This window comes from Pseudomonas sp. XK-1, from assembly GCF_038069885.1.
Taxonomy (GTDB): Bacteria; Pseudomonadota; Gammaproteobacteria; order Pseudomonadales; family Pseudomonadaceae; genus Aquipseudomonas.
Map to the genome: position 1 here is coordinate 512,862 of NZ_JBBPES010000004.1, position 13,154 is coordinate 526,015.

The 13,154-nt window shown below is 60.8% G+C and carries 15 protein-coding genes; 5 read left to right on the forward strand and 10 right to left on the reverse strand.

The genetic code is table 11. The annotated features are described in order from the left end of the window. Positions 1 to 208 precede the first annotated feature (208 nt). The 5 genes from WMW70_RS13495 to cmoB all read left to right on the forward strand — a co-directional run bounded on the left by WMW70_RS13495 (position 209) and on the right by cmoB (position 3,867). Positions 209 to 922: a hypothetical protein gene (locus WMW70_RS13495; protein WP_341438003.1), complete on the forward strand. Its 714-nt coding sequence runs from the start codon at positions 209 to 211 to the stop codon at positions 920 to 922. Positions 923 to 984: 62 nt separating this feature from the next. Then, on the forward strand, positions 985 to 1,380 hold the full coding sequence (locus tag WMW70_RS13500) for a protease inhibitor I42 family protein (protein WP_341438004.1): 396 nt from the start codon (positions 985 to 987) through the stop codon (positions 1,378 to 1,380). 139 nt (positions 1,381 to 1,519) lie between these two features. Further along, the gene (locus tag WMW70_RS13505) at positions 1,520 to 2,092 is read left to right on the forward strand and encodes a hypothetical protein (protein ID WP_445942142.1); all 573 of its coding nucleotides are present in this window, start codon (positions 1,520 to 1,522) and stop codon (positions 2,090 to 2,092) included. A gap of 33 nt (positions 2,093 to 2,125) precedes the next feature. Beyond that, on the forward strand, positions 2,126 to 2,902 hold the full coding sequence (cmoA, locus tag WMW70_RS13510) for a carboxy-S-adenosyl-L-methionine synthase CmoA (protein WP_341438056.1): 777 nt from the start codon (positions 2,126 to 2,128) through the stop codon (positions 2,900 to 2,902). Beyond that, positions 2,899 to 3,867 (forward strand): tRNA 5-methoxyuridine(34)/uridine 5-oxyacetic acid(34) synthase CmoB, encoded by a 969-nt coding sequence (gene cmoB / locus WMW70_RS13515; protein WP_341438005.1) that lies wholly within the window; start codon positions 2,899 to 2,901, stop codon positions 3,865 to 3,867. Before cmoA ends, cmoB begins: the two co-directional genes overlap by 4 nt. Positions 3,868 to 3,925: 58 nt before the next feature. Here cmoB and pdxJ read toward each other — a convergent pair whose 3' ends face one another. The 10 genes from pdxJ to WMW70_RS13565 all read right to left on the reverse strand — a co-directional run bounded on the left by pdxJ (position 3,926) and on the right by WMW70_RS13565 (position 13,152). Then, positions 3,926 to 4,672 carry a pyridoxine 5'-phosphate synthase gene (gene pdxJ / locus WMW70_RS13520; protein ID WP_341438006.1) on the reverse strand — a complete coding sequence of 249 codons (747 nt, stop codon included), beginning with the start codon at positions 4,670 to 4,672 and terminating at the stop codon, positions 3,926 to 3,928. Next, on the reverse strand, positions 4,665 to 5,363 hold the full coding sequence (recO, locus tag WMW70_RS13525) for a DNA repair protein RecO (protein WP_341438007.1): 699 nt from the start codon (positions 5,361 to 5,363) through the stop codon (positions 4,665 to 4,667). Before recO ends, pdxJ begins: the two co-directional genes overlap by 8 nt. 44 nt (positions 5,364 to 5,407) lie before the next feature. Beyond that, on the reverse strand, positions 5,408 to 6,310 hold the full coding sequence (era, locus tag WMW70_RS13530) for a GTPase Era (RefSeq protein WP_341438008.1): 903 nt from the start codon (positions 6,308 to 6,310) through the stop codon (positions 5,408 to 5,410). After that, a complete protein-coding gene (gene rnc, locus WMW70_RS13535) occupies positions 6,303 to 6,992 on the reverse strand; it encodes a ribonuclease III (protein WP_341438009.1) in 690 nt (229 codons plus the stop codon). Before rnc ends, era begins: the two co-directional genes overlap by 8 nt. Then, positions 6,989 to 7,366 (reverse strand): DUF4845 domain-containing protein, encoded by a 378-nt coding sequence (locus WMW70_RS13540; protein WP_341438010.1) that lies wholly within the window; start codon positions 7,364 to 7,366, stop codon positions 6,989 to 6,991. Before WMW70_RS13540 ends, rnc begins: the two co-directional genes overlap by 4 nt. A 106-nt stretch (positions 7,367 to 7,472) precedes the next feature. Then, the gene (gene lepB / locus WMW70_RS13545) at positions 7,473 to 8,327 is read right to left on the reverse strand and encodes a signal peptidase I (RefSeq protein WP_341438011.1); all 855 of its coding nucleotides are present in this window, start codon (positions 8,325 to 8,327) and stop codon (positions 7,473 to 7,475) included. Between the two features lie 5 nt (positions 8,328 to 8,332). Then, positions 8,333 to 10,132 carry a translation elongation factor 4 gene (gene lepA / locus WMW70_RS13550; protein ID WP_341438012.1) on the reverse strand — a complete coding sequence of 600 codons (1,800 nt, stop codon included), beginning with the start codon at positions 10,130 to 10,132 and terminating at the stop codon, positions 8,333 to 8,335. A 150-nt stretch (positions 10,133 to 10,282) separates the two neighbouring features. Next, a complete protein-coding gene (locus WMW70_RS13555) occupies positions 10,283 to 11,713 on the reverse strand; it encodes a DegQ family serine endoprotease (RefSeq protein WP_341438013.1) in 1,431 nt (476 codons plus the stop codon). Positions 11,714 to 11,749: 36 nt separating this feature from the next. Further along, positions 11,750 to 12,205, reverse strand: a complete 456-nt coding sequence (locus WMW70_RS13560) for a SoxR reducing system RseC family protein (RefSeq protein WP_341438014.1) — start codon at positions 12,203 to 12,205, stop codon at positions 11,750 to 11,752. Further along, positions 12,202 to 13,152 carry a MucB/RseB C-terminal domain-containing protein gene (locus WMW70_RS13565; RefSeq protein ID WP_341438015.1) on the reverse strand — a complete coding sequence of 317 codons (951 nt, stop codon included), beginning with the start codon at positions 13,150 to 13,152 and terminating at the stop codon, positions 12,202 to 12,204. The genes WMW70_RS13560 and WMW70_RS13565 overlap by 4 nt, the downstream gene beginning before the upstream one ends. Positions 13,153 to 13,154: the final 2 nt, after the last annotated feature.

A 13,154-nucleotide genomic window follows, 5' to 3' on the forward strand; every position in this document is an offset into this window, starting at 1 on the left:
CAGATCCGTGGCGCAGTTCGGGGCACGCCTGCGCAAAGCACGCACCAAAATAGCCATACACAGCCATCAGCGCACGAGAATGACGCGATCACAGCACGCATTGCCGGTGCCAAAGCCCCCTGCAGCGCGGTTTGGCGCATCTGGCAGGAGAGTTGCAGGCCCGCCATGCACACTTTTCGTGCTATCTGCCGATCCGAGGAGTCCTGCCATGGAACTCAGCATTGCCATTGCCCTGGCATTGGCCCTTTATCTACTGGGCCAGTGGCTGCACAGGCGCGCCAGCCAGCGCCATTACCAGCACCTGGGCGCACTGCAGAGTACCACCCTGCAACGAGCCCTCGAACTGCTGCAGCACCTGCAGAAACACCGCGGCCTGGGGGCACAACAGGATATCGTCAGCGTCAGTCAGCGTAACGCCATCGCCCGCCAACTCGATCAGCTCTGGCTGAACTGGCCCGGGCCCAGCCTGCAGCTGGCCCCACTGCAGGAAGACTGGCCCAGGCTACGGCGCAATCCGGCCGACTTTGCCGCCCACTGCCAACTGATCGAAGGCCTGCTGCAGGTTATCGAACAGCTCGAGGAACGCCTTTGCCTCGCCGCGACCAGCGAACTGGGCGGCCTCGGTCAGGCCTGCCGGGTACTCGAAGACCTGGCGCGTCTGCGCGGTCTGGCCGTGCGGGCGACCAACTACAAGCACTGCCCCGCCGGACTGCAGCAACAGATGCGCCAGCTCTGCCAGAAGCTCGACCAGGCGCACAATACGGCCCCGTTGCAGCAACTCCTGCAGCGTATCGAGCACGACCTGATTGCGGCACCACAGGTAGAGCTGGCAGCCGGCGAGTGTTTTGCGCTATTCGCCCCCGCAATCGAAGAGTGCGCCCAACGCCTGCGCCTGCCCAGTACTGCCCTTGGCCAGAGCTAGGGTTACGCCGGCCAATCTGCACGGCTATGCTGGCAGGCATTGACCGTCGCCTGGAGTTGACCATGACCGCCCTCCGCTTGCCGTTACTTCTCGGCCTCGCCCTGTTGAGCGCCTGCGCGCACAAGCCCAGCAGCGTGACTCTGCAACAGAACCAGCAGAGCAAATGCCCGCTGACCCTGTACAGCGGGCAGCAGTTGATTCTGCAGATGCCGAGCAACCCCACCACCGGCTTTCGCTGGCTGGTCCGCGACTCCGCCGCCAGCGTCCTGCAGAGCCTTGGCCCCGAGGTCTACAGCAACCCGGAAGACGCCGGCCTGGTCGGCAGTGCCGGGCGCTCGACCTGGCGCTTCCAGGCCAAACAGGCCGGTGAAGGTCGCCTGCTGCTGACCTATCAGCGCCCCTGGGAAGTGGGCGTGGTACCGGCGCAAAGCTTCGACTGCACCATCAGGGTCAAGTAATACGGCAGCACGGGGTCACCCGCGGGCTGCCACGACCCTAGCGCCGGCAGTCAAACTCAACGTCGTGACCGGCTTAACAAGCAGAGCGGCGAGATATCGACTATAGAAGAGAGACACACCCTCACTCAGGACAACCAACATGACGGACACTGGGTATGCAGTTGGCCTGTTCCTCATGCTGACCTTGCTTTCAGGCTGTAGCGGCCTTCTGCCCAGCGAGCAGGAAGAAGCTCTTTCCCCGTTCGACGACTACCTGGATGCAGAAATCCGCTACGCACAGGCCATTCCCGGAAAAACCACCCGCGCCGATCTGTTCGCCCTGGGCTTCGATCCCTTGAAGGAAGGCAACGGCAAGATGCTCTCCTTTATCGACATCCGCCTGATGTTCGTGCAGCCCAATGTGCCCATCGACTACCTGCCCGAAGGCCTGTTGCGCTGCCTGGAAGCCAAGGACCGCTGCATCGGCTATTCCTTCCAGTTCAACAAGACCGATACCCAGCGGGTCGGTAACTTCTGGGCCGACGCCTTCAATTTCCGCAAGAAGAGCGAGCTACAGGGCTGGATCTTCCGCTCAGTCTTCGTGCTGGTGGATGAGGTGCTGGTGCACAAGCTCAGCAACGGCGAGCCGAACATCCGCCGCTACGAGGTCAAGCGCAATCCACTGGGGCCGCTGCAGGGTGCCGGCGAGTTCTTTTCCGACCAATTGAGGTAATCATGGTTTGGCTTGAGGCCGCACTTGGCTAAAATGCCGGCCTTTCTCGACCAGTGCGCAGCCACCGTGACCAAACAGCCCGATCGCCTCTTCGCCCAGCCCCTGGCCCAGGTGCCCGACTTCGCCTTCAACGAGGATGTGGTGCGGGTGTTCCCGGACATGATCAAGCGCTCGGTGCCTGGTTACCCGACCATTGTCGAGAATATCGGCGTGCTCGCCGGCCAGTTCGCCCAACCGCACAGCGTGCTTTACGACCTGGGTTGCTCCCTGGGTGCGGTGACCCAGGCCCTGCGCCGCCATGTGCAGATCGCAGACTGCCGGGTGATCGCTGTGGACAACTCCAGCGCCATGGTCGAACGCTGCCGCGAATACCTGCACGCCCAGGACTCGATGTTTCAGGAGTTGCTGCCAGTTGAGGTGATCGAGGCCGATATTCTCGCCCTGGAGTTTCAACCGACCTCGCTGGTGGCGCTGAATTTCACCCTGCAATTTATCCAGCCCGAACAGCGCCTGCCCCTGCTCTCCCGGATCCGCCAGGCCCTGCTGCCCGGCGGCGCACTGATCCTCTCGGAAAAACTGCGCTTCGAGGATCAAGCGCAGCACGACCTGCTCGGCGAACTGCATGTCGCCTTCAAGCGCGCCAACGGCTACAGCGAACTGGAAATCGCCCAGAAGCGCAGCGCCATCGAGAAGGTCATGCTGCCCGACAGCCTGGAGCAGCACCGCGAACGCCTGCTGGCTGCCGGCTACAGCCAGGTGGTGCCCTGGTTCCAGTGCCTCAACTTCGCCTCCCTGGTTGCCCTGCCATGATCCATCGCCTCGACCTCGACGCCCTGCAAGCACAACTGGCTGGCACCCCACTGCAAGAATGGGCGGCCGACCTGCCTGGGCAGATCGACGCCAAGCTGGCGGTCGGCCATGGCGACCTGCCGCGCTGGTACGGCGCGGTACAGGCGCTACCGGAACTGAACGTCGAACAGCTCGAACTGCTGCACAGCTTCAGTTTCAACGGCCATTGTGACGAGCCGACCCGCGCCTCACTGAAAACCGCCTTGCAGGGCCTGATCCCGTGGCGCAAGGGGCCCTTTCATCTGTTCGACGTACACGTCGACACCGAATGGCGCTCGGACTGGAAGTGGCAACGGGTCGCCCCGCATCTGGAGCTCAAGGGCAAACGGGTGCTGGATGTGGGCTGCGGCAACGGCTACTACATGTGGCGCATGCTCGGAGCCGGAGCCGATAGCGTGGTCGGCATCGACCCCAACTGGCTGTTCCTCTGCCAGTTTCTGGCGATGAAGAATTACCTGCCCGACCTGCCCGCCTGGCACCTGCCGCTGGCCTTCGAGGAGTTGCCCGCCAAGCTGCAAGGCTTCGACACTGTGTTCTCCATGGGCGTGCTCTATCACCGCCGCTCGCCCATTGATCACCTGATCGACCTCAAGGACTGCCTGGTCAAGGACGGCGAACTGGTGCTGGAAACCCTGGTGGTGGAAGGCGATGCCCAGCAGGTACTGGTACCCGAGGACCGCTACGCACAGATGCGCAACGTCTGGTTCCTGCCTTCTGTACCAGCATTGGAACTGTGGCTGCGCCGCGCCGGTTTCGTCGACGTGCGCTGCGTCGACGTGAGCACCACCAGCGTGGAAGAGCAACGCGCCACCGAGTGGATGCGCTTTCAGTCGTTACCCGAGTTTCTCGACCCGGCCGACCATAGCCGCACCGTCGAAGGCCTGCCGGCCCCCTGCCGCGCCGTGCTGGTGGCGCGCAAACCGTAAACCGGAATACACAAAGCTCCCGTAGGGCGGACAAGCCTGTGGCATGTCCGCCCTACACTCAGTCGCGATTAGCCGCCGCGACGATCAATGCCTTCATCTCAACCACCGCCTGCTTAAAGCCGACGAACAGGGCGTGAGCCACCAGGGCGTGGCCGATATTCAGTTCATTAATCCCGGCAATCGCCGCCACCGGTTCGACGTTGTGGTAGTGCAGACCGTGGCCGGCATTGACGATCAGGCCGTGCTGCAGACCGCAGGCCACACCATCGCGAATCCGCGCCAACTCACGGGCAGCTTCCTCAGGGGTATGGGCATCGGCATAGCGCCCGGTGTGCAGCTCGATGGCCGGCGCGCCGACGCGCCTGGACGCCTCGATCTGCTGCGGATCCGGATCGATAAACAGCGACACTTCGCAGCCGATCTTGCTCAGGCGCTCCACCGCCGCGCGAATCCGCGCCTCCTGCCCGGCCACATCCAGGCCACCTTCAGTAGTAAGTTCCTGGCGGGTTTCCGGTACCAGGCAGACGTGCTCGGGGCGAATGCTTTCGGCGAAGGCGAGCATTTCCTCAGTGACACCCATCTCGAAGTTCATCCGGGTCTGCATGACCTCCTTGAGCAGGCGTACATCGCGCTCCTGGATATGCCGGCGGTCTTCGCGCAGGTGCACGGTGATGCCATCGGCCCCCGCCTCCTCGGCATCCAGCGCAGCCTTGACCGGATCCGGGTAGCGAGTCCCACGGGCCTGGCGCAGGGTGGCGACATGGTCGATATTCACACCCAGCAGAATTCGGTTGGCATCAGTCACGTTTCGGCTCCTTGAGCGTCATAAACAATTCGCGGCTGACCAGCGGTCGGCCGCCTAAATGGGGTGCCAGGGCCTGGCGCATCAGGCGTTTGGCGGCGGCCAGGGCACCCGGTGCGGTCCAATCCGCTTCGGCCATGGCCAGCAGCTCGGCCCCTTGAAACACACCGGGCTGCAACTGGCCAATCGGCACCAGCCCGGTTTCGGTATGCAGGCGATACAAACCATCCGGGGCTATGGGTTGGCCTTCGCTGTCCAGATCCAGGGCGAAACCATAGCCCAGCTCATCGAGCAGACGCCATTCAAAAGAACGCAGCAGAGGTTCCAGAGCACGCCCTTCGGCCAGGGCAAGCACGGTCATGGCGTAATGTTCAAAGACGGCGGGATGGGGATCTTCGGCGGGCAGTAGGCGAATCAGCAGCTCGTTGAGGTACAGGCCGCTGAACAGCGCCTCGCCCACCAGCAGATTGGGGATACCGGCCGGATCGAGGCGGCCGACATTCTTCAGCTCACCACGTCCGCGAAACTCGGCCTCCAGCGGAATAAACGGGCGCGCCAGGCTACCGGCCTTGCCCCGTGCGCCGCGCAATACCGCACGCAAGCGGCCCTGCGGGGTGAGAAAGTCGACCAGCGCGCAGCTTTCGCGGTAGGCACGGCTGTGCAGGACATAGGCAGGCTGACTAGGGGCAAGCATGGGTTTACTCGCAAAGCGGGCGCAAGGGCGCGCCCGAGGGCAACTCAGATGTTGTCGTAACCCAGGGAGCGCAGCGCACGCTCGTCATCCGACCAGCCACTTTTGACCTTGACCCAGAGGTTGAGCATGATTTTGGAGTCGAACATCACCTCCATATCCTTGCGCGCTTCCTGACCGATGCGTTTGATGCGCTCGCCCTTGTCGCCGATGATGATCTTCTTCTGACCATCACGCTCCACCAGAATCAGCGCATGGATATGCAGGATGCGCCCGTCGCGCTTGAATTCCTCGATTTCCACGGTGATCTGGTAAGGCAGCTCCGCCCCCAGCTGACGCATGATCTTCTCGCGCACCAGCTCGGCGGCGAAGAAGCGGCTGGAACGGTCGGTAACCTGATCTTCCGGGAAGAAGTGCACACCCTCTGGCAGACGATCGCCGACCAGTTTTTCCAGAGTATCGAGGTTATGCCCGTGTTGCGCCGATACCGGCACAATTTCGGCGTTCGGCAACTGAGTGGCCAGCCACTCCAGATGCGGCATCAGTTCTGCCTTGTCTTCGATGCGGTCGGTCTTGTTGATCGCCAGAATCACCGGGCCTTCGACGTACTGGATGCGCTCCAGCACCATCTGGTCTTCATCGGTCCAGCGGGTGCGATCAACCACAAAGATCACCACGTCGACATCCTTCAGCGCCGACGAGGCGTTCTTGTTCATATAGCGATTGAGGGCTTTCTCATTGTTCTTGTGCAGACCCGGCGTGTCGACATAGATGGCCTGCACTTCGCCCTCGGTCTTGATACCGAGCATATTGTGTCGGGTGGTCTGCGGCTTGCGCGAGGTGATCGCCAGCTTCTGCCCGAGGATGTGGTTGAGCAACGTCGACTTGCCCACGTTGGGCCGGCCGACGATGGCGACATAGCCACAGCGTGTAACAGGTGTATCAGTCATTGCCATTCTCCACACCCAGGGCGATCAGCGCGGCAGCGGCCGCAACCTGCTCGGCGATACGCCGGCTGGCACCCTGCCCCAGGGTTTTGTCATTTAATAAGGTAATCTGACATTCGACCACGAATGTCCGACAGTGCGGCTCGCCCTGGATATCCGCCACCTCATAACGTGGCAGCTCGCAGCCGCGCGACTGCAGAAATTCCTGCAGGCGGGTTTTCGGGTCCTTGTTGGTATCGACCAGGGTCAGGCTGTCCAACTCGGTGGTCAGCCAGGCCAGCACCCGCTCGCGGGCCGCCTCCATACCAGTGTCCAGGTAGATGGCACCAATCAGCGCTTCCAGCGCATCAGCCAGAATCGACTCGCGACGAAAGCCGCCGCTCTTCAATTCGCCGGAACCCAGGCGCAGGTACTCGCCGAGATCGAAACCACGGGCCAGAATGGCCAGGGTTTCACCCTTGACCAGACGCGCGCGCAGACGTGAAAGCTGACCTTCGCGAGCCAGCGGGAAGCGCTGAAACAGCGCCTCGCCGGCAACGAAATTGAGAATCGCGTCGCCGAGAAACTCCAGACGTTCGTTATTGCGTCCGGCAAAACTGCGATGAGTCAGGGCCAGGACCATCAGCTCCTGGTCTTTAAAGCGGTAACCGAGCTGACGCTCGAGACGGGCCAGGGAATCACTCACGGCATGCGCACACGAAATTCTTTATCGAAACGCACCACCAGATCGATATTCTGGATCAGCGGCTCACGCCTTTCGTACTTCAGGTGAGCGCGGAATTCGTTATTTTCCTGCTTTATCTTAAGCGCCTCACGCAGATCCAGATCGCGAATACTATTGACCTCCATGCCCTTGGAGACATGGCTATAGAACTCGCCAACACTGCGGATTTCCATAGCCTTGTCGGTCTCCACCGAGGTGATGATCTTCTCCAGCGACATATAGTCGAAGTAATGCGGCAGCACCTTGAATGCGGCACTAGCAAAGAACGCGATGAACGCCAACACCATCAACCAGCCCAGTATCGACATACCCTTTTGCGAACGCGCAAATTTCATATTAGACCCCAAGTATTTGAGTTATCCGATAGCCATTGAGGCTGGAGACAAGACTATATATAGCCTGCGACGCTGCATTTAACAGCGTCGCAAAATTATCAGCGCGTCAGTGAATCAGGCCGACGCGGGAGAAATTGGGCAGGTTGCGCGACTTGGGATCGGGCCAGCTCATCCACACCGCAAAGGCTTTGCCGACGATGTTCTGATCCGGCACCATGCCCCACAGTGGCCTGGGAATAGCAGGGTCATTCCAGTAACGGCTGTCGTTGGAGTTGTCGCGGTTGTCGCCCATCATAAAGTAATGCCCTTGCGGCACCACCCACTCGCGACCCGGCTCAACCCGGTAACGCTTCATTTCCTTACGGATCTGGTGCTCGGCCTCGCCCAGTTTCTCGCTGTACAGCACGGCACTACCCAGGCTACCCGGCTCTTCGCCCAGTAACTGCTGAGCCACCGGCTCACCGTTGATAAACAGGCGCTTATCGCTGCTGTAGGCCACATGGTCACCCGCCAGGCCGACCACCCGCTTGATGTAGTTGATATTGGGTTCGCTGGGGTAGCGAAACACCATCACATCGCCGCGTTGCGGATCACCCACCTCGATCACCTTGGTATCGAGCACCGGCAGGCGGATACCGTAGGCAAACTTGTTGACCAGGATAAAGTCGCCCACTTCCAGAGTCGGCTTCATCGAACCCGAGGGGATCTGGAACGGCTCGACCAGAAAGGAGCGCAACACCAGAACGATGGCCAGAACCGGGAAGAAGGACTTGCCGTACTCGACCAGCAGCGGCTCCTTGTTCAGGCGATCCACCACCGCCTCGTCGGGCTCACCGACCTGCCCATGGTAGGTGGCGATGGCTGCTCGCCGGCGCGGGGCCAGGAAGATCAGATCGAACAGCGCCAGCGCGCCACAGACAGCGACAGCGATAACCAGCAACAGCGGGAAATTTAGCGACATAGGACCTAACTATCCAACCTGAGTACGGCGAGGAAGGCTTCCTGTGGAATTTCCACGTTACCAACCTGCTTCATCCTTTTCTTACCGGCCTTCTGCTTTTCCAGCAGTTTGCGTTTACGGCTAACGTCACCGCCGTAGCATTTGGCCAGCACGTTCTTTCTGAGCGCCTTGACGGTGGTCCGCGCCACAATCTGCCCGCCAATGGCGGCCTGGATTGCCACATCGAACATCTGCCGCGGGATCAGTTCTTTCATCTTCTCGGTCAACGCACGACCTTTGTAGTGCGCGTTGTCACGATGCACGATCAACGCCAGGGCGTCGACCTTCTCGCCATTGATCAGCACGTCCAGCTTGACCAGATTAGCCGACTGATAGCGATCGAAATGATAATCCAGCGAAGCATAGCCGCGACTGGTCGACTTCAGACGATCGAAGAAGTCCAGCACCACCTCGTTCATCGGCAGGTCGTAGGTGACCTGCACCTGGGAGCCGAGGAACAGCATGTCATGCTGCACACCGCGCTTCTCGATGCACAGGGTAATCACGTTACCCAGATGCTCTTGCGGCACCAGGATATTAGCCCGCACGATCGGCTCGCGCATATCTTCGATCGACGACAGATCCGGCAGCTTCGACGGGTTATCGACGTAGATCGTCTCGCCGGTCTTGAGCAGCAACTCGAAAATCACCGTCGGAGCGGTGGTAATCAGATCCAGGTCGTACTCGCGCTCCAGGCGCTCCTGGATGATCTCCATATGCAGCATGCCGAGGAAGCCGCAGCGGAAGCCAAAGCCCAGCGCGTCGGAACTTTCCGGGGTGTACTGCAACGAGGAATCGTTCAGCGTGAGCTTTTGCAGGGCTTCGCGGAAGTCTTCGAAATCGTCGGAGCTGACCGGGAACAAGCCAGCATAGACCTGCGGCTGGATACGCTTGAAGCCCGGCAGCACATCGACATCCGGAGTCGAACTCAGAGTCAGGGTGTCGCCGACCGGCGCACCGTGAATATCCTTGATGCCGGCAATGATAAAGCCCACTTCGCCGGCCTTCAGATCAGCCGTGGCGCTGTGCTTGGGGTTGAACACACCGACGCTGTCCACTAGGTGAATCTTGCCGGTGGATTTGACCAGCACCTTGTCGCCCTTCTTGATCCGCCCGTGGCGCACCCGCACCAGGGACACAACGCCAAGGTAATTATCGAACCAGGAGTCGATGATCAGGGCCTGCAGCGGATCCTCGATATTGCCGGTCGGTGCGGGAATGGTATGTACCAGGCGCTCGAGCACCTCATCGACACCCAGGCCGGTCTTGGCACTGCAGGTCACGGCATCGGTGGCATCGATGCCGATGATCTTTTCGATTTCCTCCTTGACCCGATCTGGATCGGCCTGAGGAAGATCGATCTTGTTCAATACCGGCATGACCTCCAGGCCCTGCTCGATGGCGGTGTAGCAGTTGGCGACCGACTGCGCCTCGACACCCTGACCGGCATCGACCACCAGCAACGCACCTTCGCAGGCAGCCAGGGAACGGCTGACTTCGTAGGTGAAGTCGACGTGCCCTGGGGTATCGATAAAGTTCAGCTGGTAGGTGATGCCGTCACGGGCCTTGTAGTAGAGCGTAACGCTATGGGCCTTGATAGTGATGCCGCGTTCACGCTCCAGATCCATGGAGTCCAGCACCTGGGCTTCCATTTCACGGTCGGCCAGGCCGCCGCACATCTGGATAAAACGGTCAGCCAGAGTCGACTTGCCATGGTCAATGTGGGCAATGATGGAGAAATTGCGGATATGACTCAAATCACTCACGGGTCAACACTCAAAAAGGCCGCAGGCGACTGCCCGCCGAAAATAGCCGCGAATTGTACCCGATTGGCGGCCGGCGGTCACCCGGCGAACAACGGCGCACCATGCAAAAGGGGCGGCCTAAGCCGCCCCTCCCATTCAGACACCGAGTAATCAATCGGCCAGTTTGAAGGTGATAAAGCTGGCACGGCCCTGACGCAGCACACGCATCGATACCGAGCGATTCTTTGGCAGCGCCTGGGCAACTGTGGCAAAGGTCTTCGCCGAATCGATGGCCTGATTATTCAAGTGGGTGATCACATCCCCCGGACGCAAGCCGATCAGGGCCGCCGGCCCCTCCTGCACTTCCGAAATCACCACGCCGCCGCTCAGATCCAACCCCTTCTTCTGCTCGGCGGTCAGCTCGACAACCTTGACCCCAAGACGGTTACTGCTGCGCTCGACACCCGGAGCTGCAGCACTGGCCAGGACATCACCATCTTCCGGCAGCGCCCCCACCGCCAGCTTGAGCGTCTTGCGTGCGCCATCACGCACCACATCCAGTTCTGCCATGCTGCCTGGCTTCAAGGCCCCTACAAGGTGCGGCAGGTCCGCCGACATGATGATCGGCTCGCCGTCCAGATTGAGGATCACATCCCCCACCTGCAGGCCACCCTTGGCTGCCGGGCCATCTTCCAGCACCTGGGCCACCAGGGCACCAGCCGGCCGCTCCAGGCCAAAGGACTCGGCTAGATCCTTGTTCACTTCCTGAATCACCACACCCAGCCAGCCGCGACTGACCTTGCCATCGCTCTTGAGCTGATCCGCCACATCCAGCGCCACACTCATGGGAATAGCAAAAGACAGCCCCATAAAACCACCGGAACGGGTGAATATCTGCGAGTTGATACCCACCACCTCACCAGACAGATTGAACAGCGGACCACCGGAATTACCCGGATTGATCGCGACATCGGTCTGAATAAAGGGCACATAGCTTTCGTTGGGCAGACTGCGACCCTTGGCACTGACAATACCGGCCGTCACAGAGTGGTCGAAGCCGAAAGGCGAGCCGATCGCCAGCACCCACTCACCGACCTTGAGGTCTTCCGACTTGCCCAGCTTGACGGTTGGCAGCCCCTTGCCCTCAACCTTGAGCAGAGCCACATCGCTGCGTGGATCGGTACCCACTAGCTTGGCCTCCAGCTCGCTGCGATCGGACAGACGCACGATGATTTCATCGGCATCGGCAATCACGTGGTTATTGGTCAGCACGTAGCCATCAGCCGAAATGATAAAGCCCGACCCCAGAGACTGGGCCTCGCGCTGGCGACCACCACCAGGACCGCGTGGGACCTGCGGAATATTGCGCTCGAAGAACTCACGAAACATCGGCGGCAGCCCTTCCAGATCAGGCACATTCAACTGCCCACTCCCCGCCACCGCACGCTCCGGCATCTTCTGTCGGGTACTGATATTGACGACCGCCGGCGAGGCCTGCTCAACCAGCTCGGTAAAATCGGGCAGACTCGCCTGCGCAACCAGCGCCTGCCCCATCAACAACAAAGCGCAAAGCGCGGTAAAAGACGTTTTCAAGCCAGGCATCGACATACAACTCCTCATCGAAAACAAGCAAAGGACCTAGGACGTGACGGCGGCACCTGCCAGCAAGGCGCGCAACACCACCGGCTGCAAAGCCGGATCACCGGCCGTATGACGACTACGCCAGCGCACCGCCAGACAGGCAAGGAAAAAACCGAACAGGGCACTTACAATCACCAACGGCTCGCTCAGGGCCAGCTGCTCGGCCAGCACCCCAGCCGCGAACAAACCCAACAAGGGCAGCAGATAGACCAGCAAGGAACCTCGTACCAGCAAATCTTCGCGCACACCTATGACCACGGCATCACCCACCTCAAGGCGCAGATCGGACAATGCACGGACATAACCGCGCCGACCACTTGCACCAAGCTGATCGAGCAATCCCTGGCCGCAACCGGCCTTGACCGAACAACTGGAACAGGTGCTCTTGCGCAGGGTCTCCACCCAAACCGCACCAGCCTCTAAGGCCACCACCCGCCCCTGCTCTTCTATCATGGCTCAGCCTGCGACTCGGCCATACGCATCGACAAGGCGATACGCTCGGCCGTACCCAGAGGGATCTCACCCACCACGGTAACCATTACATCGCCATCATTGGTTTTCAAGCGCCGCGAAACGGCCACAGTGGGGCCAAGCTGAGTACGCAGGTCTTCCACCACAGCACCACGCAGCGGCTCCATAAACACCGAGAAGCGCGCCAGGCCATCGCCATAGACCTGGCAGGCAACGGGCTCATCGGAGGCAGGACTGCGCCGCACAGTGGTGGAGTTCAAGCTGAAGCCCGGCGGCAACCATTCGGAGATCCAGGCATCGGTAGTAACCGGCTGCGCCTCTGGCAGGCGCACAGGCCGACAGCCGTCACCTGGCTCGAGCATCTCGGCAACAGGTACCTGGGTATCGAAATGAGTGAACTGAAAACGCTCCAGCAACTGCCCCTTGTCATTCAACAACAAGGACTTCAATGGCAGTGCCGTCTTCTGATCGAGGTGCAACTCGATACCGTAGCGATGCTGATCCCGCGGCACCATAGCCAGCACCACAGTGGCGCGACCAGCCACACGAGACTTGCCCAGCACGCTCAGGTTGTACCACTGCCCCAGCTGCTCGGCATTCAACTCACGCGCCGGCCATAACTGACTATCAATCAGCTGATCGGCCAGGGCACCACTGGCGCAGCGCACCTGCCCATCAACTCGCAGCACCTCTTGCGCAGAACCATCGAGCTGCAACAGACGCTCGCGTAACACGCCACCCTCCTCAGCCCGATGCCAGATGCTGTGGGTCGAAAAGCTGCCGTTACGCTCGTAGACGAAGGCTCCCTGAAAGTTCTGACTGCGCTCAGCGGCGGCCAAACGTTGCAACCAGGCCTGCGCATCGGCAGCAACAGCGGGCAATGCCAAGCAACTGCCGACCAACAGGGCGGCAAAGGGAACAAAGCGCATGC